The 24,032-nt window shown below is 70.9% G+C and carries 14 protein-coding genes, 5 tRNA genes, 1 pseudogene and 1 riboswitch; of the genes and pseudogenes, 7 read left to right on the forward strand and 13 right to left on the reverse strand.

The genetic code is table 11. The features are described 5' to 3' along the window. Window positions 1-314 precede the first annotated feature (314 nt). The 4 genes from EAO72_RS25210 to EAO72_RS42170 all read right to left on the reverse strand — a co-directional run bounded on the left by EAO72_RS25210 (window position 315) and on the right by EAO72_RS42170 (window position 3,746). Window positions 315-1,484 (reverse strand): M23 family metallopeptidase, encoded by a 1,170-nt coding sequence (locus EAO72_RS25210; protein ID WP_148019515.1) that lies wholly within the window; start codon window positions 1,482-1,484, stop codon window positions 315-317. An 11-nt stretch (window positions 1,485-1,495) separates the two neighbouring features. Continuing rightward, a riboswitch (cyclic di-AMP (ydaO/yuaA leader) is annotated at window positions 1,496-1,650 on the reverse strand. 275 nt (window positions 1,651-1,925) lie between these two features. Next, window positions 1,926-3,113: a PP2C family protein-serine/threonine phosphatase gene (locus EAO72_RS25215; protein WP_187285202.1), complete on the reverse strand. Its 1,188-nt coding sequence runs from the start codon at window positions 3,111-3,113 to the stop codon at window positions 1,926-1,928. 208 nt (window positions 3,114-3,321) lie between these two features. Next, window positions 3,322-3,395: transfer RNA gene (locus EAO72_RS25220), tRNA-Met, on the reverse strand. 15 nt (window positions 3,396-3,410) lie between these two features. Further along, window positions 3,411-3,746, reverse strand: coding sequence for a hypothetical protein (locus EAO72_RS42170; protein WP_187285438.1), 336 nt, complete (start codon window positions 3,744-3,746; stop codon window positions 3,411-3,413). On the opposite strand from EAO72_RS42170, the gene EAO72_RS25225 reads away from it, so the two are divergent. Together EAO72_RS25225 and EAO72_RS25230 are read left to right on the forward strand one after the other, a co-directional pair. After that, window positions 3,738-4,718, forward strand: a complete 981-nt coding sequence (locus EAO72_RS25225) for a zinc-binding dehydrogenase (protein ID WP_261991633.1) — start codon at window positions 3,738-3,740, stop codon at window positions 4,716-4,718. The two genes, EAO72_RS42170 and EAO72_RS25225, sit on opposite strands and share 9 nt — an antisense overlap. An 85-nt stretch (window positions 4,719-4,803) precedes the next feature. After that, window positions 4,804-6,138: an NAD-dependent succinate-semialdehyde dehydrogenase gene (locus EAO72_RS25230; RefSeq protein ID WP_148019518.1), complete on the forward strand. Its 1,335-nt coding sequence runs from the start codon at window positions 4,804-4,806 to the stop codon at window positions 6,136-6,138. A gap of 427 nt (window positions 6,139-6,565) precedes the next feature. On the opposite strand, the gene EAO72_RS25235 is transcribed toward EAO72_RS25230, so the two are convergent. The 6 genes and pseudogenes from EAO72_RS25235 to EAO72_RS44130 all read right to left on the reverse strand — a co-directional run. Beyond that, a tRNA-Lys gene (locus tag EAO72_RS25235) sits at window positions 6,566-6,639 on the reverse strand. 91 nt (window positions 6,640-6,730) lie between these two features. Beyond that, window positions 6,731-8,311 (reverse strand): amino acid permease, encoded by a 1,581-nt coding sequence (locus EAO72_RS25240; RefSeq protein WP_261991634.1) that lies wholly within the window; start codon window positions 8,309-8,311, stop codon window positions 6,731-6,733. 105 nt (window positions 8,312-8,416) lie between these two features. After that, window positions 8,417-11,485, reverse strand: coding sequence for an FG-GAP-like repeat-containing protein (locus EAO72_RS25245; RefSeq protein ID WP_187285203.1), 3,069 nt, complete (start codon window positions 11,483-11,485; stop codon window positions 8,417-8,419). A 292-nt stretch (window positions 11,486-11,777) separates the two neighbouring features. After that, window positions 11,778-14,039, reverse strand: a complete 2,262-nt coding sequence (locus EAO72_RS25250) for a DEAD/DEAH box helicase (protein ID WP_148019520.1) — start codon at window positions 14,037-14,039, stop codon at window positions 11,778-11,780. Between the two features lie 241 nt (window positions 14,040-14,280). Then, window positions 14,281-14,856: a hypothetical protein gene (locus tag EAO72_RS25255; RefSeq protein WP_148019521.1), complete on the reverse strand. Its 576-nt coding sequence runs from the start codon at window positions 14,854-14,856 to the stop codon at window positions 14,281-14,283. A 481-nt stretch (window positions 14,857-15,337) separates the two neighbouring features. After that, a pseudogene (locus tag EAO72_RS44130) lies at window positions 15,338-15,574 on the reverse strand (metallopeptidase family protein); the annotation flags it as partial. Between the two features lie 85 nt (window positions 15,575-15,659). Between EAO72_RS44130 and EAO72_RS25265 the strand changes: the two are divergent. From EAO72_RS25265 to EAO72_RS25280, 4 genes are all read left to right on the forward strand, one after another. Next, window positions 15,660-17,225 carry a metallophosphoesterase family protein gene (locus EAO72_RS25265; protein ID WP_148019522.1) on the forward strand — a complete coding sequence of 522 codons (1,566 nt, stop codon included), beginning with the start codon at window positions 15,660-15,662 and terminating at the stop codon, window positions 17,223-17,225. Window positions 17,226-17,402: 177 nt separating this feature from the next. After that, window positions 17,403-17,475: transfer RNA gene (locus tag EAO72_RS25270), tRNA-Glu, on the forward strand. Window positions 17,476-17,511: 36 nt separating this feature from the next. Further along, window positions 17,512-17,586 (forward strand) — tRNA-Asp (locus EAO72_RS25275). Between the two features lie 22 nt (window positions 17,587-17,608). After that, a tRNA-Phe gene (locus tag EAO72_RS25280) sits at window positions 17,609-17,685 on the forward strand. 38 nt (window positions 17,686-17,723) lie between these two features. Here EAO72_RS25280 and EAO72_RS25285 read toward each other — a convergent pair. The 3 genes from EAO72_RS25285 to EAO72_RS25295 all read right to left on the reverse strand — a co-directional run bounded on the left by EAO72_RS25285 (window position 17,724) and on the right by EAO72_RS25295 (window position 19,932). After that, entirely contained in the window at window positions 17,724-18,590 is an 867-nt protein-coding gene (locus EAO72_RS25285) for a cytochrome c biogenesis CcdA family protein (RefSeq protein ID WP_148019523.1), read from the reverse strand. After that, window positions 18,587-19,507: a DsbA family protein gene (locus EAO72_RS25290; protein ID WP_148019524.1), complete on the reverse strand. Its 921-nt coding sequence runs from the start codon at window positions 19,505-19,507 to the stop codon at window positions 18,587-18,589. The genes EAO72_RS25285 and EAO72_RS25290 overlap by 4 nt, the downstream gene beginning before the upstream one ends. A gap of 62 nt (window positions 19,508-19,569) precedes the next feature. Further along, window positions 19,570-19,932, reverse strand: coding sequence for a hypothetical protein (locus tag EAO72_RS25295; RefSeq protein WP_148019525.1), 363 nt, complete (start codon window positions 19,930-19,932; stop codon window positions 19,570-19,572). Window positions 19,933-20,090: 158 nt separating this feature from the next. On the opposite strand from EAO72_RS25295, the gene hrpA reads away from it, so the two are divergent. Further along, window positions 20,091-24,011 (forward strand): ATP-dependent RNA helicase HrpA, encoded by a 3,921-nt coding sequence (gene hrpA / locus EAO72_RS25300; protein WP_148019526.1) that lies wholly within the window; start codon window positions 20,091-20,093, stop codon window positions 24,009-24,011. The last annotated feature ends 21 nt before the right edge of the window (window positions 24,012-24,032 follow it).

Consider the following 24,032-nt stretch of genomic DNA (forward strand, 5'->3'; position numbering starts at 1 on the left):
TTCCGAGACCGCCCCCGTCACGCCGGTTCTCCGGCCACGAACCCCGGCAGCCCTGACGTCGGGGGGTGAGCGTCAGGACTGCCGGGGTTCGTGGCCGGAGAACCGGCGTGACGGGGGCGGTCTCGGAACGTCCTTGGGAAATGGCTTCCCTGGGCCCGTCCTCAGAAAGGGGCGGCCTCCTCGGACCCCTTCAGAAAGGGCGGCCTCCTCGGACCCCTTCAGAAAGGGCGGCCTCCTCGGACCCCTCAGAAAGGGCGCCCTCCTCGGACCCCTCAGAAAGGGCGCCCTCCTCGGACCGTCCGCGGGGCACGGTCTCAGACCGTCAGGCCCCGTGCCTGCAGCCAGGCCATCGGGTCGATGCCGGTGCCGTCCGGGGTGTGGACCTCCAGGTGGAGGTGCGGGCCCGTGACGTTGCCGGTCGCGCCGACGCGTCCGATGGTGTCGCCCGTCGTGACCTTCTGGCCGATGCTGACGTCGATCGAGGACTGGTGGCAGAACCACAGCTCCGTACCGTCCTCCAGCTCCAGGACCGTGCGGTAGCCGTACGAGCCGGAGTAGCCGGCCGACTTGACCGTGCCGGTGTGGATGGCCTTGATCGGGGTACCGGTCGGCGCCGCGAAGTCGAGGCCCGTGTGGTAGCCGGAGGACCACATCGATCCGGCCTCGCCGAAGGTCGAGGTGATCGTGTACGAGGAGGTGGGGATGGCGTAGCTGGCGGCGAGTTTGGCGAGCCGAAGCGCCTCCGCCTTCTTCGCGGCTTCCTCCGCCGCCTTCTTCTTCGCGGCGGCGATCTTGGCCTCGGCCGCGTCCTGCTGCTTCTTCGCCTCGGCGGCGGCCTTCTCCGCGGCCGCCTTTTCCGCTGCTGCCTTGACCTCGGCGTCGGCGGCGTCCTGCTGCTGCTCGGCCTGCTGGAGGATGCGGGCGCGGAGTGCCTCACCGGCGTCCGTCGTGCCCTGCTCGGCCTCGGCGGTGGTGATGCCGGCGGTCGTCAGCGGGGCGGAAGCGGTCTCGGCCGCGGCCTTCTCCGCCGCGGACTCGGACTCTCCCGAGAACAGTGCGCCGACGCCCGGGAGGGATTTGGCGTCGGGGAGATTGTCCGAGATGGAATCGGGAAGAGAGATGGAGACCGGCGGCTTGCTCTGGGCGGTGGCCATGCCACCCGCACCGACGGCCGCGATGACGCCGACGCCGAGGACGGTGGAGCTGCGGGCCAGACCATTGCGCTGCTTGGCGACGCGGTGCTTGCCGCGCACGGGGCGGATGGACTCCTCGGTGGGGTTCCATTCCTCCCAGGTCCGGTCGGACCCGGCCTCGTCGGCGCGGAAGTCGTTTCCGAAGTCGCTGCCCCGATCGGTCCCGTAATCGGTCGCGTAGTCGGCCCCGTACTCCGTACCGAATGCGGTGGCGGGCCGGGTGGCGAAGTCATCGCCGTACTCGGACCGGAACCGAGAGGGAGCTTCGGGGGCAGGCTTGTTGGACGCCACGGGGGCGCACTCCTTTCCTTCCTTCTCGCCTACCGGGTTAGCTGACGGGTTCGGAGCAGGAAGGTCTCCTACGGGTTCCTCCATCTCACAAACAAGACAGAGTTGCCCGATTCACCCCATGTAGGTGGTTCCCCGGTTCCCTTGCGGAATTCGGCGCTCGCGCACGGTGCCGCCACTGACGGCGGCTGGGACAACCGCGCTGCGTTATCGAACGTTAATAGACACCGGGGTCCGATTCCAAGCCGTTCCCACTGATCGTTCACGTCTTTGGCCTGGACTTTACGGGACACAACCGGGTGCAATCGGGCGAGTTGATCGCCCCTCGGCCACCACCCGGTTTCTGACGTTGCGTCAAATGTTATGCGGAGGGGTGCCTTTCGGTTACGGACTGTGGCATGGCCGCCCGCCGCGCGCACCGCGCCCCTCACCACGGGTCCGGGCTCAGCCGCCGCCGTCGCCCAGGCCGACGATCTTCACGGTCCTGCGCCGGTCGGGCTGCCCCTCGGCGGGCCGCACGACCGCGAGCAGCGCCATGTCGTCCGTCGACTCGCCGCCCGTGTGCAGCCGCACGTCATCGGTCAGCGCGGAGAGGAGTTCCTCGGGCCCCGGGAAGATCCGTCCCCGCAGCCGCTCGGCAGGATCGTAGAAGACCCCTGCGGCGTTACGGGCCTCGGAGAGGCCGTCCGTATAGAGGAGGAGCGTCGCACCGGCCGGCAGGTCCCACTCGTCGGCCCGGTCCGGCCACACCCCCAGGTCCATCCCCAGCGGCAGCGCGGGCACCGAAGGACCGAGCACCTCCAGCCCTCCGTCCGTGTGCAGCAGCAGCGGCTCGGGGTGACCGCGGTTGACGATCCGGACCCGGCCCGCGCCCGGGGGAACCTCGGCGAGCACGGCGGTGATGAACCCCTCGAACGCGTCCAGGCCACCACGCCGGTCCGATTCCCGCGCCAGCGCGCGCTCCAGCCGCAGCGCCACGCCCTCCAGCGTCTCTTCCTGTTCGGCCGCTTCCCGGAAGGCCCCGATGACCACCGCCACCGCCTCCACGGCGTCCAGCCCCTTGCCGCGTACGTCCCCGACCACCAGCCGCACCCCCTGCGGGCTGTCCGTCACCGAGAACAGGTCGCCGCCGACGAACTCGTCAGCCTGCGCCGCCTCGTACCGCGCGGCCACGTGAAGCCCGCCGATCCGGTCGGACGGGGTCGGCAGTACCGCCCGCATGGCCGTCTCCGCGATGACGCGGGCGGAGGCCAGCTGCTCGTTGCTGCGTCGCACGACGCCGTTGATCACGACGGCGAGGACGGAGACGGTGAGGACGGTGAGCAGTTCGATGGAGGGCACGACCTGAAGCAGGCCGCCGCTGGACAGTCGCAGCACGACGACGGCCAGCAGCGCGGCGACACCCGTACGGACCGTGCTGGCCAGCGAGAAGAACGGCGCGGCGATCAGCGGGGCAGCCGTGAACAAGGGGATGGCGGTGAACTCGGGCGGGGTGAAGCCGTCGAACACCACGCCCCCGACGATCATCAGGGTGGGCAGCAGCCTGACGAACCGCCGGGTCCGCACACCCCCGCCGCGCGTCCCCCGACGCTTCTCCCGCTTCCCCACCTGCTGCTCTCCTGCCCGGTGCATCCACGGTCGCGGACGGTACCGCGCACCACTCCCAGGCTTCCCGGAGCAGGGTCGCGGGGCGACTCCTCGTCGGCCAATGGGGGTACGCGTATGCGATACGACCCCGCACCGGCCAACCCGGCGGGCCACGGACCGACGGGCCCAGGGGCCCACGGCGTCAACGAATCAGGCCCGGCACGCTGTATGCATGCCGGGCCTGATTCTTCAGTAGCGGGGACAGGATTTGAACCTGCGACCTCTGGGTTATGAGCCCAGCGAGCTACCGAGCTGCTCCACCCCGCGTCGGTAAACACAACTCTACGGCATGTTCGAAGCACTCATGACCACCCTCGCGCCCACCCGGCGCACACCACCGGCGCGCACCCCGGCCCGCGCACCCCGCGGGCCGGGGTGCGCGCCGGTGGTGTGCGCCGGGTGGGCGCGAGGGTGGTCATGAGGCGCGACGAGGGCAACCGCCAGGAAGATGAAGTAGAAGCCACCGGATCCGAAGGAGATCAGCGTGGCCGCCGCGTTGCCGTTGAGTCCGAGCAGGAGGCCGACCCCGTCGCAGGACTGCACACCCGCCGGATCTCCCACCGCCCCGCCGGACCGGGCGAGGTCGAGATCGACATCCGCGCTGCCGGGGTGTGCCACTCCGACCTGCACATCCTGACGGGCGACTGGCCCAGCGACCGCCCACTCGTCATGGGCCACGAGGCCGCCGGTGTGGTCACGCACACAGGGGAGGGCGTTGCCGGGGTGAAACCGGGCGATCACGTCGTCCTGTCCTGGTTCGCCCCCTGCCGCCGCTGCCGGAAGTGTCTGGCCGGCATGGCCTGGCTGTGCACCGGCACCCAGGCCGTGGCGAACACCCTGCCCGACGGCACGACGCCCATCACCGACGCCCGGGGCGACGAGGTCTGGCCCTTCCTGGGACTCGGCGCGTTCACGAGCCGAGCCGTCGTGCCCGAATCGGCCGTGGTCAAGGTCCCCGACGCACTGCCGTTCGGCATCGGAGCCCTCCTGGGCTGCTCCGTCTCCACCGGCATCGGCGCGGTCCTGAACACCGCCGGCGTGCGGGCCGGCGAGTCCGCCGTCGTCGTCGGCGCCGGAGGGGTGGGCCTGTCCGTGGTGATGGGCCTGCGGCTGGTGGGAGCCGATCCCATCATCGCCGTCGACCTCTCCCCCGAGCGTCTGGCCGCCGCCGAACGGTTCGGAGCGACGCACACGCTCGACGCCGCCACGACCGATGTCGCCGCCTGGTGCCAGGAGGAACTCGGCGGGGTCGACTACGCGTTCGAGGCCATCGGCAGCCCCAGGGTCATCGAGACCCTCCCTGGGATGCTCACCTCCGGCGGGGCGGCCGTCCTGGTCGGCATGGCCGCCGACGGTGCGACGGGCGCGTTCAACCTCTTCGACCTCGCCGACCAGGGAAAGCGCATCCTCGGCTGCAACTACGGCTCCAGCGTCGGCGCGATCGACATTCCGAAGCTGGCCCGCCTCTACCTGGCCGGCCGACTGCCGCTGGACGAGCTGATCGGCAAAGTCCGCCCGCTCGACGAGGCAGCCGCCGCCTTCGAGGACCTCAAGTCCGCCGTGGGGACCCGCACCATTCTCGAACCGTAGGACTCCGCGACGCCGGCCTCGCGGCACACCTGCCGGCGAGGCCGCCGCGCGCCCTGCCACCGCCCCCGCACTTCCTGGAGACCTGATGTACGCCGTCACCGACCCGACCACCGGCACGACCGTCCAGACCTACCCGACCGCCACCGACGCCGACGTGGCCGCGGCCGTCGACGCCGCCCACGAGGCCACCGCCTGGGGACGAACCACCTCCGTGGCCGAGCGGTCCGCGCTGCTGCGCCGGCTCGGGGATCTGCACGCCGAGCACCGCGCCGAACTGGCGGCGGGCATCGTGCGCGAGATGGGCAAGCCGCTCGCAGAGGCGGAGGGTGAGATCGACTTCTGCGTCGACATCTACCGCTACTACGCCGACCACGCCGAGGAGTTCCTCGCCGACGAGGAGCTCCCCGTCACCTCCGGCCCCGGTCGCGCCGTCATACGGCGCGGCCCGGTGGGTGTGCTGCTCGGCATCATGCCGTGGAACTTCCCCGCCTACCAGGTCGCCCGGTTCGCCGCCCCGAACCTCGCCCTGGGCAACACCATCGTCCTCAAGCACGCCCCGCAGTGCCCTGCCACCGCGGCACACCTGGAGCGGCTGGTTGCCGAGGCGGGTTTCCCCGTCGGCGCGTACGTCAACGTGTACGCCACCAACGAGCAGATCGCCGAGGTCATCGCCGACCCGCGCGTCCACGGCGTGTCCCTGACCGGCTCGGAACGGGCCGGTGCCGCCGTCGCCGAGATCGCCGGGCGGCACCTGAAGAAGGTCGTCCTCGAACTCGGCGGCTCCGACCCGTTCATCGTGCTGTCCACCGACGACCTCGACTCCGTCGTGGACGCCGCCGTCGCCGCCCGCCTCGACAACACGGGCCAGGCATGCAACGCCGCCAAGCGGTTCATCATCACGGCCGATCACTACGACACGTTCGTGGAGAAGTTCACCACCGCGCTCCTCGCCCGCCAGTCCGGGGCTCCCCTGTCCTCGGTCGCCGCGGCCGACACCCTCGAGCGCCAGGTGACCGCCGCCGTCGCGGAAGGCGCAACCCTGCACACCCAAGGCGCACGCAGCGGCGCCCATTTCCCTGCCGGGGTCCTTACCGGTCTCACCACCGGCCACGCCGCAGCGCGCCAGGAACTCTTCGGACCGGTCGCCATGGTCTTCCGGGCAGCCGACGAGGAGGACGCGCTGCGGATCGCCAACGACACCCCCTACGGTCTCGGCTCCTACGTCTTCACCACGGACGCTGCCCAGGCCGCCCGCGTCGCCGCCGGCATCGAGGCAGGCATGGTGTTCATCAACGGCGTCGGCGCCGAAGGCGCCGAACTGCCCTTCGGAGGCATCAAGCGCTCCGGCTTCGGCCGCGAGCTCGGCCGTCCGGGCATCGAGGAGTTCGTCAACAAGAAGCTCATCCGTACGGTGGCGTAGGCGGCGACGCGCCAGGCGGCCGCGGTCGTACGGCATTTGTTCCGCCCAGGACCTGTGGCGCCGGGGGGACGCGGTCCGGCCGCATGGCCAGGGAGAGACCTGGTCGGGGCCAGGGAGAGACCTGGTCGGGGCCAGGGACGGCGGGCGACCACCCGCAGCCCGCTTCGCGACCAGCAGGAGGCGGACGGCAGCGTCCGCCCGACCGCCGCGGACCAGCATCATCGATGCCCGCTGCCGAGGCCGACAAGGCTGCCGCCGAAGCCGCCGTCGCCCTGGCGCCGCGTGCCCCTGAGGCTTCCTCCGTCGCCCCTGCTGTCCGACCGTCCGCTCACGCACGAGGCCGGGAACGACGAAGCGCCCCGACCGGCCGAAGCCGGTCGAGGCGCTGATTAACAGGTCATCGGGGGTTCCCCCGCCCTGCGTCGCGTAGGCCGTGTGGGACTCGAACCCACAACCAACGGATTAAAAGTCCGCTGCTCTGACCAATTGAGCTAACGGCCCTCGGCGAATCACCCCCGAGCATAGCCCGCCGTGGCCCGGCCGCCGATCGGGTATCGGTTGCCGGGCCCCGTCGCCGTGGAAGCAGCCGCGGTCAGCGGGCCTTGCCGCGGGCGATCGTGCGTTTGTGATCCGGATTGAGGAACCAGTGGCGGGCCGAGGCGAACCACCACGTGGCGGCGAAACCCAGGACCACCAGGACGGCGACCGGGGCGTAGTTGAAGGTCTCCCATGTGACGGGCGAGACCTGGGGCAGCATGAAGAGGACGGTGATCACCGCCACCCACACCACCGCGACGATGCCGATGGGCCGGGACCAGCGCCCGAGGTGCCAGGGGCCGGGGCGGAAGTCGTCGCCGCGCAGGAGGCGGAGCAGGGTCGGGATGACGTACGCGATGTAGAGGCCGATCACCGCGATGGAGGTGACGGCCGCGTACGCCGTGACGTTGATCAGGTACGGGAGTCCGAGGACCAGCGCGCCGAAGGCGGCCAGCCAGACCGCGGCCACGGGGGTGCGGGTGCGGGGGCTGACCGTGTGCCAGACGCGGGAGAACGGCAGGGCGCCGTCCCGGGAGAACGCGTAGATCATCCGGCTGTTCGCGGTCACGGAGGCCATGCCGCAGAAGAGCTGGGCACCGATCACCACGAGGAGCAGGAGCTTGCCCGTGGTGGCGCCCAGGGCGTCGAGGAGGATCTGGGCGGGCGGGGCGCCGGTCGGGGAGGCCAGGGCTCCGTCGTACGACTGGATGGCGAAGGTGAAGCCGAGGAGGAGGACGAATCCGGCGATCCAGGAGGTCCAGATGGACTGGACGATGCCGCGCGGGCCGGCGGTCGCGGCGTCGTGCGTCTCCTCGGTCATGTGGGCGGAGGCGTCGTAGCCGGTGAAGGTGTACTGGGCCATCAGCAGCCCGATCATCACGACGTAGAAGCCGCTGCCCCACCCGGTGTTGTTCACGAACTCGGTGAAGACGAACGACGCCGACTGGTGCGAGTCGGGTACGAAGGTCAGCGCGCCGACGATGACGGCGACGCCGAGCACGTGCCACCAGACGCTGACGCTGTTGAGGATCGCGACGATCCGCACGCCGAAGGTGTTCAGCAGGCCGTGCAGCAGCAGGATCGCGGCGAAGAGGAGGATCGTACGGCCGGGCGTGACCTCGAAGTCGAACTGGAGGTTCAGGTAGGCGCCCAGGAACGACGCCGCCCCGAAGTCGATCCCGGCGGTCACGGCGACCTGCCCCAGCACGTTGAACCACCCGGTGAACCACGCCCACGCGGCCGCCGAACGCGGTGGGGCCAGCCGGTGGGCCCAGAAGTACAGGCCGGCGGAGGTCGGGTACGCCGAGCAGATCTCGGCCATCGCCAGACCGACGAACAGCGTCATCAGCCCGACGCCGACCCAGCCCCAGGTGATCAGGACCGGGCCGCCGGTGTTCATGCCGAACAGGTAGAGCGTGAGGCAGCCGGAGAGTACCGAGATGATCGTGAACGAGACCGCGTAGTTGGAGAAGGCGGACATCCGGCGGGCGAGTACCTGCGTGTAGCCGAGCTCGGCCAGCCGCGCCTCGTCGGAACCGGCGGGCGGCGGCGCCGCGTGGGGCACCTGCTTCGACAGGGTCTGCGGGGTGGCTGGGGACGGTTGCTCGGAAGGCGCTCCAGGTGGGTTGCTTGTCATGCCCCCAGCGATTCCCTCGCCGGGGGCACGACATGCGTCGGACGCGGACCGGTGTGTGGGCCGAGCGCGTCGCGCCTTCTTGGGAAGCGGCGGATCGCGCCCGCGTCAGTAGAGCTTGGAGTACGTCTGCCAGCCGCCGCCGACCTTCGCCCGGGCCGTGAACAGCCCCTTGCCGTCGCCCCGGTAGGACCACAGCACCCCGGCCGTGTCCCGGGCGAGGAGATCGGCCTTGCCGTCACCGCTCAGGTCACCGACACCGACGAGCGCGTTGTAGACCTGCCAGCCACTGCCGACCTTCACCCGGGCCGCCAACGTGCCCTTGCCCGTACCGGCATACCGCCACAACACCCCGGCCGTGTCCCGGGCCAGCAGGTCGCCCTTGCCGTCACCGTTCAGATCACCCGCACCGGCCAGCAGATAGCCCTTCCAACCCGTACCGATCTTCACGCGCGCCTTGAAGGCGCCCGCACTCGAACCCTCGTAGAGGTACAGGTATCCGGTCGACGTCTCGCGCGCGATCACATCCGCCCGCCCGTCCCCGGTCAGATCACCGGGCGACGTGAGCACGTCGTAGATGTTCCAGCCCAGCCCGACCTTCGTGTACGCGGTCGTCGGCTTCAACGCCCCACCACACGACGGCTTGTACGCCCGCAACTCACCGCTCTTCACCCGCACCAGCACGTCATTGCACCGGTCACCACTCACGTCATCGAACGGAACGGCCGCCGTCACACTGTTCGCGCCCGTCCAGCCCGAACCCGACACCTTCGCGTCCACCAGGCCCGTACCCGTACCGGCCCGGAAGTCCGCCACGCCCGCCGACGTGAACGCCAGCAGGTCGCCGAAGCCGTCGTCGCCGACGAAGTCCCGTCCGGCAGCCGCGCCGCCCGTCACCTTCACCGAACCCGACACCGCCAGCGCCGCGCCCCGGCCATCAGCCGGCTTCGCCGACAGGGTCCAGGTGTACGCGCCATTGGCGACCAGCCGGCCCGCCGCGTCCTTGCCGTCCCACGAAGCAGCCACCAGCCCGTGCGCGGTGCCGCCCGAGAGCGTCCGGGCCGTCGACCCGGTCGCCCTGTTCCGCAGCGTGAGCGTCCACGAGTCCACCGGCTTCGACAACCACCAGCGCGGCTTCCAGGGTGCCGTGCCGCCGTTCACCGCCTGTGTCGCAGCAACGTCGGTGTCCTTGAGGGCGACCGCGGCCGTCCCCGCACCACTGTCCACGACGTGGATGGCACCGGTCGTGTCCGACCACGCGATCGTCCCGTCGCCGGCGTCGAACGTCCAAGCGGTCTCGGAGGAGGAGACATCGGCTTCGACGTCATGTGTCGTGCCGCCGGCACCCAGTTCCTTCACCTTCAGGCGGCCGCTCGACGGGTAGACGACGAAACCGTCTCCGAGCCGCGCGCCCGCGCCATATCCGATGCCCAACGGGGTGATGGTGTGGGTGCTCAGGTCGTAGATCCCCTGGTCGTCCTTCGAGCCCGCGCAGTTCCAGAGCAGCCGGCGCCCGACCGCCTGGACCCCGTCGAGGAGACAGTCGGGTATGGAGGCCTCAGTGGTGCGCGCGCCCGTCCTGATGTCGAAACCCACGGCCGTGTTGTTGGATTCCACGGTCCACATCGTGGTGCCGGACAGCGCGTACGGACGCACTGGAAACTTCCGGGTCACCTGGCCGGTATCGGTGTTCACCACGCGGGCCTCGGGCGATCCGTCGGTCAGCGTCGCGAAGACCACCGCCCAGCGGCCCGAGCTTCCGATGAGGCCTTTCGACCGGGTGCCGACGTCCAGTGCGGTACCGGGCAGCTGTGCCCCTTCCTGGAGGCGGTGCGGCGGCATCGGGCTCGCGGTCCCGGCCTGGAACGGACCACCGTAGATGATCCTGCCGTCCCCGCTTTCCTCCACCTTCGGACAGTCGGGGGCCGAGCACCCGTCCGGTCGTTCCGGCAGCGTGCCGCGGTCTTCGCGCCGGCCGTACGCCCAGGTGTCCCCCTGGCGCTCCGCGGTCCGGGTGTACACATGGGAGCGACCCGACGTCGCGACCCCCTCGACACTCGTCAGGCGTCCCTGGCTCAAGGACAGCTGATACACGGTATTGGGCACGGCACGGGACGGGATCGCGGCTTCGGGGGTCACCCGGACCCCCTCCGTGGCGTCCGCCTCGATCAGCTGCACACCCCAGGATGACTCCGTCGGCCCTCCCTGCACCAGCAGGCCACCGCTCGGGGTGGACACAGCCTTGCCGATCGACCTGGCCAGAACGGTGTGGACGGGGGCGCCGTCCAACGGTTCGGCGTCGATCCGCCACACAGGGAGGTATTCCGACAGCCCACCCAGCGCCGGGTCGTGCCGGGCAACGATCAACTCGTTGCCGACCATGCCGAGAAGCCGGGTGCCCGGGTCCTCTGCGAGCACGTGGACGCTCAGCGCCCGGGTGAAGTCCTCACGGCTGTAGACAGAGACCTTCCCGGCTTCCCGGACCAGCAAGTGATCGCGGGTCAGGACCACGTGCTCGGGCCTCAGGGGCTCGCTTGTGGGGAGCGGTACGACGCGCCGCTGCGTGACGTCCAGCCATACGGTCCGCCCACCGGCGGCGATCACCATGCCGCTCTCGTCCCCGAGCCCCGGAAGGACCGCGTACCCGCTGAAGCCCTCGGTGCCGTCGACAGGGCGGTCCCGCACCTCGCCGGTCTGCATGTCCAGTACGTGGAACCGGCTGTCAACGGACGGGCTACGCGTCAGCACGTTCCAGCCGAACGATCCGAAGTAGGTGTGCCCCGCCGGCAACGGAACGTTCAGCGTCTGTCCCGTCACCATGTCCCGCAGCTCGACCGTGCGCGTGGCGGACCGGTACTGGGCGACGACATCGGAGCCCGTGCCCCACTCGTAGACGCGCCCGTCGATCGTCGCGGAGGGATCGACCTGGGTGTCGGCCGTCGCGTGGTACGCGCGCCAGATCGCGCCGCGCCCCTCTTCGACACGCAAGTAGCCGTGCGGTCCCACGTTCAACAGCCTTCCCGTGGCGGGGACATCGCTGGTGGCCCCCGGGAGGATCACCTGGGGCCCCGGCTCCGCCCACGCGGAGGACGCCATCGGGACGGTGAGGACAGCGGTTCCCATGACGAGAGCGGTGGCGACGCCGACGACAGCGGCGAAAGGTCTCTTACCGGACACAGTTCTCCTGTTCGGACGGCAGAAGCAGGGGACTGTGTCAGGCAAGTCGAGAGGTGCGGAAAGCCGGGCACAACCCCGCCCGGGAACTGCTGGTGTTCCGGACACCGCTCGGGATGCCCGCCCCCGCTTGCACTTCGCCGATGGCCGACTGTGTCGGCCCCCTCGCCCGTGGCCCCCCACATCGAAGTCGCCGGATTTTAACAGCAGTTCCGCATGTGACGTAAGCGAAAAGAAAAGCGGGCCCGTCCGTGAAGGACGGGCCCGCTTCATCAGGTCAGAGACCTATGGACGATCAGCCGTTGCGCTTCCAGCGCGGCTTGTCGTCGCGGCGGCCGAAGGTACCGGTGCCGGTACCCGTGCCGGTGCCACCGCGGTGGTCGTCGCGGCGGCCGGTCGGGCGGTCGCTGCCGCCGGAGCGGAAGCCGCCCGCCGGGCGGTCGTCACGACGGTCGCGGTTGAACGGACGGTCGCTGCCGCCGGAGCGGAAGCCACCGGACGGGCGCTCGTCACGACGGTCGCGGTTGAACGACGGGCGGTCGTTGTCGCGGTTGAACGACGGACGGTCGTTGTCACGGCGCTCGAAGGAACGGCCGCCGCGGTCGTCACGACGGTCACCGCCACCGGAGCGGAAACCGCCCGAGGGGCGCTCGTCACGACGGTCGCGGTTGAACGACGGACGGTCGTTGTCACGGCGCTCGAAGGAACGGCCGCCGCGGTCGTCACGACGGTCACCGCCACCGGAGCGGAAGCCGCCGCCGACCGGACGGTCCTCGCGACGGTCGTTGCTGCCGCGGAACGACGGGCGGTCGCTGCTGCCGCGGTAGCCGTTGCTGCCGGCCGGACGGCCGCTGCGCTCGCCGACACGGTCGCTGCCACCACGGTAACCACCGCGGTCGCCACCGCGGTTGTCCCGGCGCTCGTAGTTGCCGCGGTCGTCGCGACGCTCCTCGCGCGCTGCGGGCTGCTCCGGCACCGACGTGGCGGCCAGCAGTGCGGCCTCCGCCTCGGCGGCGACCTCGGCCACCGCTGCCTCGGGGTCGTCGCCCCGCTCGCGTGCGGCGCGGGCGACCAGGCGGTCGGCCTCCTCACGCAGCTCCACGGCGCGGCGCTGGATGCGCTCCAGCTGCTTCGTCAGGTCGGCGGCCTCGCGCTCGGCCTGCTTGGCGGCGTTGTTCGCGGAGTCGGCCTGGACCTCGGTGAGCGAACGGGCGCCGGTGATCTCGGCGACCTCCGGCTCGAAGACGCCCGCGCCCTGGACGATGTGGCGCGACGCGTCGACGCCCGCGTCCTCCATCAGGCGGAAGATCTGGCGGCGCTGGTGCGGCAGTGCCAGGGAGACGACGACACCGGACTTGCCGGCACGGGCGGTACGGCCCGAGCGGTGCAGGTAGTCCTTGTGGTCACCGGCCGGGTCCACGTTCAGGACCAGGTCGATGCCGTCGACGTGGATACCGCGGGCGGCAACGTCGGTCGCGACGAGCGCGTTGACGAAGCCCTTCTTGAAGTCCTCCAGGACGCGCGTACGAGCGCCCTGGGTCATGCCGCCGTGCAGGGCGTCCGCCTTGACGCCGGCCTCGATGAGCTGCTCGGCGATGCGGTCGGCGCCCAGCTGGGTGCGGACGAAGATGATCGTGCGGCCCTTGCGGGCGGCGATGGCCGAGGTGACCGGCGCCTTGTCCTTCGGCTTCACGACCAGGACGTGGTGCGACATCGTGGAGACGTTGCCCTGGGCGGAGTCGACCTCGTGGGTGACCGGGTTGCTCAGGTAGCGCTTGACCAGCGTGCCGATCTCGTTCTCCATGGTGGCGGAGAAGAGCATGCGCTGGCCGCCGCCGGGGATCTGGTCGAGCAGCTCGGTGACCTCGGGCAGGAAGCCCAGGTCGGACATCTGGTCGGCCTCGTCGAGGACGGCGACCTGGACGTTCTCCAGGGAGCAGGCGCCCCGGTTGATGATGTCGCGCAGGCGGCCCGGGGTGGCGACGAGGACGTCGACACCGCGCTCCAGCGCGTAGATCTGGTTGCCCATCGACGTACCGCCGCAGACGACCTTCATCTTCAGGCCGAGCACGTCGCCGTACGGCTGCAGCGCGTCCGCGACCTGCATCGCGAGCTCACGGGTCGGGGTGAGGATGATCGCGCGGGGCTTCTTCTTCTCGGTGTGCCCACCGGCCAGCGAGGCCAGGGTCGGCAGACCGAAGGAGAGGGTCTTGCCGGAGCCGGTACGGCCACGGCCCAGGATGTCCTTGCCGGCCAGGGCGTCCGGGATGGTCGCGGCCTGGATCGGGAAGGGCGCGGTCACACCGTTCTGCGCGAGCTTGCGGACGATGCCCTCGGGCAGGCCCAGGTCGGCGAACGTGATGGTCGGCTCGGCGTCCGCCTCGTCGGCGGAGTCGGTGTCGGCCTGCTCGGCCTTGGGAGCGTCGGTGTCGGCCTGCTCCGCCTTGGGGGCGTCGGTCTCGACGGAGTCGGCGACCTCTACGGCCTCGGCGACGACGGCCTCTGCGGCCTCGATGAGCTCGGCGTTCTCGACGTCGTTCTCGACGTTCTCGGGCATGACGGTGTGGTCAGAACTGGAAATTGACATGCGAAATGCGAAACCTCTCGGAGTCTCGGCACGCGCCCGTAACTCCGTGTTTTCGCAATTTCGACCGCCTCAATGCGGTCCAGCCACGGCAAGGGAGAGTACGCGCCACACGGCGCTCTTCTGTGTCGGCGCCGGGCAATGGGATCAAACGATCTACTACCATACGCACTCCTACCCGCATCGCGCAAACCGGCCCCTTCCGACCGCCCCGTCAGGCTGGTCCCACCTGCGGTGATGCCTCCGGAGTCCGCATCGCGTACACGGCGTCCGGCGCACCCGTCGTGCCCTGACGGAGCTGAGCGGCCGGTGACGCCGACGGGACCGGCGGCGCCGGCTCGGAGGGCTCCGGATCGGGCTCCGGCGGGCTCGGCGGCTGCGGGCTCTCCGGGGTGCCGGGGCCCGGGTCGGACGGAGCCGGCGGTTCCGGCTGCTCGGGGACCCCGGGGCCCGGCGCCGAGGGCGTCTGCGCCGGCGGGCGGCCCTCCTTCGCGGGGCCCGACCGACCGGACTCCGCGCCGGGGCTGCCCGAGGGCGTGACGGAGGCGCTCGGGCCGGCGGACCCGCCCGCCCGGCGCTCGGACTGCGCCCCGGCGCCGCCCCCCGTACGGGCGTGGCCGGTCCCGGCCACCGTGGATCCGCCCGGCTCGGCCACCGAACCCTTCGGTACCGCGGAGCCGGAGGGCGCCGGTTTCCCGCCGTCGGAGCCGATGCTCATGCAGCCGGTGGACGCGGCGATCGTCACCGCAGTGACGGCCGCCCAGCGGACGGGAACGGGCAACTGGCGCACGGGGGCACCTCCGGGGGCGCGAAGAAGGACGAGGCAACACGGAAACGAGCCGGGAGCGCTGTGCCCAACTCCCGCCGCCCCGCCGGGGACACGCCCTCGGCCAGGCCCGCACACCTCATTCACACCTCGCGGTGTGCCCCATGTCATGTCGCGCTCGCCCCCGGCTCGGCCCGCTCCGGACTCCGGCCCGTTCCGCTTCCGGCCCGACCCGGCCCGACCCGGCCCACGACCAGGCGCCGGGCCTCGCCGAATGGGGTCTGCCCGCCGCCACCATTCCGTTGCCGGTGCGGCGGCTGGTGCCGATGACGCCGCGCGGACCTCCGTCACGCCCTCGGGCAGCCCCGGCGCGGAGTCCGGTCGGTCGGGCCCCGCGAAGGAGGGCCGCCCGCCGGCGCAGACGCCCTCGGCGCCGGGCCCCGGGGTCCCCGAGCAGCCGGAACCGCCGGCTCCGTCCGACCCGGGCCCCGGCACCCCGGAGAGCCCGCAGCCGCCGAGCCCGCCGGAGCCCGATCCGGTCCGGCAGCACGCCCGCGTACCACTCACCGCGCTCGGTCAGCGGCGTGCCCTCGTAGAGCCCCAGCAGTTCCGGGTCATCGGATTCCGGTTCGTCCTCGACGAACACCGCGACGTTGTCCATCAGCCGGGTGAGCTCCGGTGGAATCCGGTCGAGCGCCTCGCCGACCAGTTCCTCGAACGCTTCTCGCGTCATCTCCAGCACCCCGCCATTGTCACGTACGGCCGCCGGATGTGCCCCGGTGCGCCGGATGCGCATAGCCGCCTCCCCGCCGGGGCATACGCGCCCAATGGCCCGCGACCCGTTCCGTGCCGCAGCAGCCCGTGTCCGGCACCTCATCCGCCCCCGCCCACGACCGCGCCCCGCCGGAGGGCCCGGCCGCCGCGCCCGTACCGGCGGCCTTCCCGGCGGGGCTCCGCATCCGTTCGGGCGGGCGCTCGGCCTGGTCGCCGTCGTGCTGTTCGGCGCCTGGCTGGGGCTGCTCGTCGTCGGCAGTGTCCGCGCGCCGGTCGGCCCGATGGACACGACCATGACCCTGCGGCCCTCCCTCAGCGGCGGCACCAAGATCAACGTGTCCCCGCTCGGCGCGCTGGAGCTGGACTCGCACCGCGCCCCGGTCCGGCTCGACGTCGACATCGACCGCCTCGACCCGGTCCGCTCCGAGGCCCTGGTCCAGCACCCGGAACGGCTCGCCGGACTGGAGGCCGAGGTCGYTGWCGACGTCGGCGCCGGGGCCCGCGAGCTCGCCGTGCGCTCCTGCGTCGCGGTCGTCTCGGGAGCCACCGCACTCGGCCTCGCCGTCTACCGCAGGCCCCGGCGCGCCCTGGCCGCCGGAGGGCTCGCGCTCGCACTGCTGACCGCCTCGGGAGTCGGGGCGTACGCCACCTGGAACCCCGAGTCGGTCCTGGAGCCGAAGTTCTCCGGGCTGCTGTCCAGCGCGCCCTCCGTCGTCGGCGACGCCCGCTCGATCGTCACCGACTTCGACGTCTACCAGCAGGAACTCGCCCGTCTGGTCACCAACGTCACCAAGCTGTACGACGCCACCTCGACGCTCCCCGTGTACAGCCCGGACCCCGCCACGCTGCGCGTCCTGCACGTCTCCGACATCCACCTCAACCCCGCGGCGTGGCACATCATCGGCTCGCTCGTCGAGCAGTACGACATCGACGTGATCATCGACTCCGGCGACACGATGGATCACGGGGCGGCCGTGGAGAACAGCTTCCTCGACCCGGTCAGCGACCTGGGCGCCCCCTACGTCTGGGTCCGCGGCAACCACGACTCGGCGGTGACGCAGCGGTACCTGGAGAAGAACAAGCGTTTCAAGAACGTGCACGTGCTGGACGAGGGCCGCGCGGTGAACGTCGGCGGACTGCGGGTCGCCGGCATCGGTGACCCGCAGTTCACCCCGGACCGCACGGGGCCCGAGCAGGCGGAAGGGGCCCAGCAGGCGGCGGGTCTGCGGCTCGCCGCCGCGCTGCGCGACCAGCGGCGGGCGGGCACCCCGGCGGACATCGCCGTCGCCCACGAGCCGGAGGCGGTCAGGCAGACGGACGGACTGGTCCCGCTCGCGCTGGCCGGCCATGTCCACCACCGGCAGAACGAGGTCATGCAGGGCGGTACGCGGCTGATGGTCGAGGGCTCCACGGGCGGCGGCGGTCTGCGTGCCGTGCAGAACGAGAAGCCGGAACAGGTGCTCGCGTCGGTGCTCTATCTGGACCGCTCCACCCGCCGTCTGCAGGCCTGGGACGAGATCACCCTGGGCGGCCTCGGCCTGACGACCGCCGAGGTCAGCCGCCACCTGCCCAAGGAGAGGAGGCCCGACGCGACGCCGTCCCCTATTCGGTTTGGCTGACACCGAAAGCCCCGTGTACAGTCTCCGACGTGCCCAAGGGCGCCGGTCAGGGCTCGACCGTTCTGAAACCTCGAAGGTTGAAGGAGAAGCCGAACCTCTTGGGGGGAAGCGGAGTCACCCGCTTCTTCACTTTCCCTTCGGGCGACAGACGTGGAAGCAAGCTGTACCAGCAGTTCTGCCCTCATCGTCTAGTGGCCCAGGACGCCGCCCTTTCAAGGCGGTAGCACGGGTTCGAATCCCGTTGGGGGCACGCACAACCTGTGCGACACTTAGTCGCACAAAGCTTGGTCCTGTGGAGCAGTTTGGAGTGCTCGCCACCCTGTCAAGGTGGAGGCCGCGGGTTCAAATCCCGTCAGGACCGCTGCAGCCCTTGTGAGCTGCGTGGCTGGGTAGCTCAGTTGGTACGAGCGATCGCCTGAAAAGCGATAGGTCGCCGGTTCGATCCCGGCCCCAGCCACCACCCGAAGGCCCCGTCCGATGGACGGGGCCTTCGTCGTGTCAGGCGCCCTTCCGCTCGGCGGTGTTCGTGCCGTCCACGCCGCCCCGGCCGCGCCGCCGCCCGGACCGCACCGCGAGGACCAGCAGCACCGCGCCCACCACCGCCACCAGCAGCACCCCGTCCGGCACGTGCTCGCCGATGCCCCGGGCCCACTGCTCGACGGCGAACGACTGGTCCACGTTCAGCAGCCCGGGCAACGCCGTCGTCCCGTCGTACGCGAGGAACAGCGCACCGAGGCCGATGAAGAAGAGGCCGGACAGCAGCGTCGTGGAATGCAGCTCGAAGCGGCCGAGCCGCAGGGCGCGGCCGCGCAGCCACGCCCGCCGGCCCAGATCGAACCGCTCCCAGAGCAGCGCGAGGACGAACAGCGGCACCGCCATGCCCAGCGCGTACACGGCGAGCAGCAGTCCTCCGTACGCCGCGCTGCCGCCGACGGCCGCGACGGTGAGGACGCTGCCGAGGATCGGTCCCGCGCAGAAGCCGGCGAGGCCGTAGACGGCGCCGAGCGCGTAGACGGACAGTGCGGTCGTGGGGCGGATCCGGCCGCTCAGCGCGGAGATCCGGCGCGAGGCGAAGCCCAGACCGATGATCTGGGCGACGCCGAGCCCGATGACCAGCCAGCCCGCGCCGAGGACGAGGGCGTCGCGATGGCCGTAGAAGAGCCTTCCGGCGTACGAGCCCGCGGCGCCGAGCGGGACGAGGGTGGTGGCGAGGCCCGCGTAGAAGATCCCGGTCCGGGCGAGCAGCCGGGAGGCGGAGTCGATGGAGTACGCGAAGAAGGCCGGGAGCAGCAGGGCACTGCACGGACTGAGCAGGGCCAGCAGCCCGCCGAGGAACGCGGCGAAGTATCCGATGTCCGCCGTCACTTCGAGGAGCTTTCGGGGGATGCGGAGCCTTCGGAGGACGCTGAGCCGTCGGGGGACCTGGAGCCGTCCCGGTCTTCTTCCGCGCTCTCCGGACCGGCGGAACCCTTCGCGTCCTGGCCTGCGCTGCCCAGGTTCTTCGCCCGGTCGGCCGCCTGCTCGATGGCCTGGGTGAAGGTCTCCGCCGGCTGCGCCCCGGCGATCGGGCGGCCGTTGATCAGGAAGGACGGAGTGGACGTCGCGCCGATCCCGTACCCCTGTTCCTGGTCCCTGCTCACGGCCGCCGCGGCCGCTGTGCCGTCCGTGTCGCGGAGGAAGCGGTCGAGGTCGGGCACGCCGGCCTGGTGGGCGAGGGCCTTGAGCCGCTCCTTCCCGAACCCCTTCTCCTTGGTTCCCTCGGCGTACGCCGCGCGATGGAACTCCCAGAAGCGGTTCTGCTGCCCGGCGGCCCAGGACGCGCGTGCCGCGGCCTCGGACTCGGCCCCGAAGATCGGGAAGTTGCGCCACTCGATGCGCAGGACGCCGGCGTCGACGTACTTCTTCACCAGGGCGGGTTCGGTGTCCCGGGCGAACTTTGCGCAGTAGCCGCACTTGAAGTCGGCGTACTCGATGAGGACGACCGGTGCGTCCGCCCGGCCCAGCGCGAGCCTGTCGCCCGCGTCGCGCCGGGCGAGCTTCGCCAGCTCCGGGTAGACGCCCTCGTCCGGGTCCGCGGTGACGTCGGCCACCGAGGACGAGGAGGAGGCGGGGGAATCGGGGGCGGTGGCCTGGTACGACACGTATCCGAGCAGCGCCGCCGCGACGACGACGGCGCCGTAGATCAGCGGCTTCCTGCTGGACGCGCGGGGCGACGGCTTACGGGGCGACGGCCTACCCGGCGACGACGGTTTCGGGGACGGCTTGGGCATGGACGCGGGCATGCGGAACTCCGAGCTGGTGATGCGAGAGGGAAGGAAAGGGACGGCCGGGAGGGGGCAGCCGTCTACACCCTCAGTACGGAGAGTTCCACCGGGCTCGGCGCGGCCGCGTCGGGTCCGCGCGGCGTCATCGGCACCAGCCGCCGCACCGGCAACGGAATGGTGGCGGCGGGCAGACCCCATTCGGCGAGGCCCGGCGCCTGGTCGTGGGCCGCACGGGCCCGCCCGGGAACGGCCGGCTCGGTGCCGTCGTGCTTGCCCTTCCTGCCGCAGCCGGGAACCCCGTCACCCTGCCCGACGCTCAGCGCGAGGGCCACGGACGGATCCGTGGAAGATGGTGTCGAGGCGGCAGCCGTCGTCGGCCCGCAGAACAGCCCCAGGACGACAGCGAGGGCCGCCACCAGGCAGCACCACGACGAACGAGACACGGCGGACAGGCCTTCCGGCAAGGGCTCGGCAGAGAGATCGACTGTCCGGAATGGTACGTGCTGTGATCACCCCGTCCCCGGCGGTACGGGTCAGGTGACCGAGACCGCGGGAAATAGGTTCGCCGTTCCTCGGGCCCGGGTGAGATCCTGGGACCCGTATGTCTACTTCCTTTGCCGATCTCCAGTCCCAGCTCGGGCAGCTCTCGCTCCGCGACGCGCACCGGCTCGGCCGCCGCCTCGAAGGCGCGCGCCGCATTCGTAAGCCCGAGGCCCAGCAGGCCGTGCTGGACGAGATCGCGGCCCAGGCCACGAAGGCAGCCGGGCGGCTCGCGCTGCGGGCCGGGCGGATGCCCGCTCTCTCGTACCCCGAACAGCTTCCGGTCAGCCAGAAGAAGGACGAGATCCTGGAGGCGATACGCGACCACCAGGTCGTGATCGTCGCCGGTGAGACCGGCTCCGGCAAGACCACCCAGATCCCCAAGATCTGCATGGAGCTGGGCCGGGGCGTCCGCGGCATGATCGGGCACACCCAGCCGCGCCGGATCGCGGCGCGCACGGTGGCCGAGCGGATCGCCGAGGAGCTGAAGACCCCGCTGGGCGAGGCGGTGGGCTGGAAGGTCCGCTTCACCGACCAGGTCAACCAGGACGCGACCTTCGTCAAGCTGATGACGGACGGCATCCTGCTCGCCGAGATCCAGACGGACCGCGAGCTGCTCGCGTACGACACGATCATCATCGACGAGGCCCACGAGCGGTCGCTGAACATCGACTTCCTGCTCGGCTATCTGGCCCGGCTGCTGCCCAAGCGCCCGGACCTGAAGGTCGTCATCACCTCGGCGACCATCGACCCGGAGCGCTTCGCCCGCCACTTCGGCGAGGCGCCGATCGTCGAGGTCAGCGGGCGTACGTATCCGGTCGAGGTGCGGTACCGACCGCTCCTGGAGGAGGACAGCGAGGACTCCGACCGCGACCAGATCACCGCCATCTGCGACGCCGTCGACGAGCTCCAGAACGAGGGCCCCGGCGACGTCCTGGTCTTCCTCTCCGGCGAGCGCGAGATCCGCGACACCGCGGACGCGCTCGGCAAACGCAACCTCAGGCATACCGAGGTGCTCCCCCTCTACGCACGCCTGTCGCACGCCGAGCAGCACCGCGTGTTCCAGCGCCACACCGGACGCAGGGTCGTCCTCGCGACGAACGTCGCCGAGACCTCGCTGACCGTTCCCGGCATCAAGTACGTGATCGACCCGGGCAACGCCCGTATCTCCCGTTACAGCCACCGCACCAAGGTCCAGCGGCTGCCGATCGAGCGCATCTCGCAGGCCAGCGCCAACCAGCGCAAGGGCCGCTGCGGCCGTACGTCGGACGGCATCTGCATCCGGCTGTACTCCGAGGACGACTTCCTGACCCGTGCCGAGTTCACGGACCCGGAGATCCTGCGGACGAACCTGGCCTCCGTCATCCTCCAGATGACCGCGGCCGGTCTCGGCGACATCGAGAAGTTCCCCTTCATCGACCCGCCGGACCACCGCAACATCCGCGACGGCGTCCAGTTGCTCCAGGAGCTCGGCGCGCTGGATCCGGAGGAGAAGGATCCGAAGAAGCGGCTCACCCCGCTCGGCCGCAAGCTCTCGCAGCTGCCGGTGGACCCGCGGCTGGCCCGCATGGTCATCGAGGCCGACCGCAACGGCTGCGTACGCGAGGTCATGGTCATCGCCTCCGCGCTCTCCATCCAGGACCCGCGCGAACGGCCGTCCGAGAAGCAGACGCAGGCCGACCAGCAGCACGCCCGGTTCAAGGACGAGACGTCCGACTTCCTGGCGTTCCTGAACCTGTGGCGCTACATCCGTGAGCAGCAGAAGGAGCGCGGCTCCTCCAGCTTCCGCCGGATGTGCAAGCAGGAGTACCTGAACTTCCTGCGCATCCGCGAATGGCAGGACATCTACGCGCAGCTGCGCACGGTCGCCAAGCAGATGGGCATCGAGCTCAACGACGAGGACGCCCCCGAGCAGTCGGTGCACACCTCGCTGCTCTCCGGTCTGCTGTCGCACATCGGGCTGAAGGACACCGAGAAGAACGAGTACCTGGGCGCCCGCAGCGCCAAGTTCGCGATCTTCCCGGGGTCGGCGCTCTTCAAGAAGCAGCCGCGGTTCGTGATGTCGGCCGAGCTGGTCGAGACGTCACGGCTGTGGGCGCGGGTCAACGCCCGGGTCGAGCCGGAGTGGATCGAGCCGCTGGCCGGACATCTGCTGAAGCGCACCTACAGCGAGCCGCACTGGGAGAAGGACCAGGCGGCGGTGATGGCGTACGAGCGGGTCACGCTGTACGGCGTACCCATCGTGGCCCAGCGCAAGGTCAATTTCGGCCGGATCGACCAGGAGGCCTCGCGGGATCTCTTCATCCGCAACGCCCTGGTCGAGGGCGACTGGCGCACGCACCACCAGTTCTTCCATGACAATCGCAAACTCCTCGGCGAGGTCGAGGAGTTGGAGCATCGTGCCCGGCGCCGCGACATCCTCGTGGACGACGAGACCCTGTTCGACTTCTACGACCAGCGGATCCCCGAACACGTCGTCTCAGGCGCGCACTTCGACTCGTGGTGGAAGCACAAGCGCAAGGACGAGCCGGACGCGCTCGACTTCGAGCGCTCGATGCTCATCAACGAGAAGGCCGGGGCCGTCACCAAGGACGACTACCCGGACTCCTGGCGGCAGGGGAAGCTCAAGTTCCGGGTGACGTACCAGTTCGAGCCCGGCGCGGACGCGGACGGTGTGACCGTCCACATCCCGCTCCAGGTGCTCAACCAGGTCACGTCCGAGGGCTTCGACTGGCAGATCCCGGGCCTGCGCGAGGAAGTGGTCACCGAGCTGATCCGCTCCCTGCCCAAGCCCATCCGCCGGCACTACGTCCCCGCGCCGAACTACGCGGACAAGTTCCTGGACCGGGCCGTGCCCCTCCAGGAGCCGCTGCCCTTCACCCTGGCCCGTGAGCTCCAGCGGATGGTCGGGGTCCCGGTCACCGCGGACGACTTCGACCTGAGCCGGGTCCCGGACCACCTGAAGATCACCTTCCGGGTCGTCGACGAGCGGCGCCGCAAGGTCGCCGAGGACAAGGACCTGGAGGCACTGCGGGTCCAGTTGCGCCCCAAGGCCCGTCAGGCCCTCTCCAAGGCCGCCGCGGCGACCGCGGGGCCTTCGGGTGAGTCCATCGAACGTTCGGGGCTCACGGACTGGACGATCGGCACGCTGGACCGGGTCTTCGAGACCCGGCGGGCGGGGCAGCCGGTCAAGGCCTTCCCGGCCCTCGTCGACCAGGGCGAAACGGTGGCCGTACGGCTCTTCGACACCGAGGCCGAGCAGCAGCAGGCGATGTGGCGCGGCACCCGGAAGCTGATCCTGCTGAACATCCCGGTGAACCCGGCGAAGTTCGCCTCGGACAAGCTCACGAACCAGCAGAAGCTCGCGCTGTCCCGTAATCCGCACGGCTCCATCCAGGCCCTCTTCGACGACTGCGCGACGGCGGCCGCCGACCGGCTGATCGCCGCGCACGGCGGCCCGGCCTGGGACGAGGCGTCGTTCCGGAAGCTGTACGACAAGGTGCGCGCCGACCTGGTGGACCTGACCGTCCGGACGATCGGCCAGGTCCAGCAGATCCTGGCCGCCTGGCAGGCCTGCGAGCGCCGGCTGAAGTCCACCAACAGCCTGGTCCTGATCAACAACGTCACGGACGTACGGGAGCACCTGGCCCGGCTCGTGCCGCCCGGGTTCGTCACCCTGACCGGGCTGCGCAGGCTGCCCGACCTGATGCGCTACCTGGTCGCCGAGGACCGCCGGCTCCAGCAGATGCCGACGAACGTCCAGCGCGACACCACGCGTATGGAGAAGGTCCACGAGATGCAGGACGAGTACGCCTGGCTGCTGGAGCAACTGCCGCAGGGCAGGCCCGTTCCCCAGGAGGTCCTGGACATCCGCTGGATGATCGAGGAGCTGCGGGTCAGCTACTTCGCGCACGCCCTGGGCACCGCGTTCCCCGTCTCCGACAAGCGGATCGTGAAGGCGATCGACGCCGCCGCCCCGTAACCGGCGGGGCGGTGCGCGGGT

Origin of the sequence: Streptomyces sp. OR43 (assembly GCF_008042275.1) — a bacterium.
Lineage (GTDB): Bacteria > Actinomycetota > Actinomycetes > Streptomycetales > Streptomycetaceae > Streptomyces.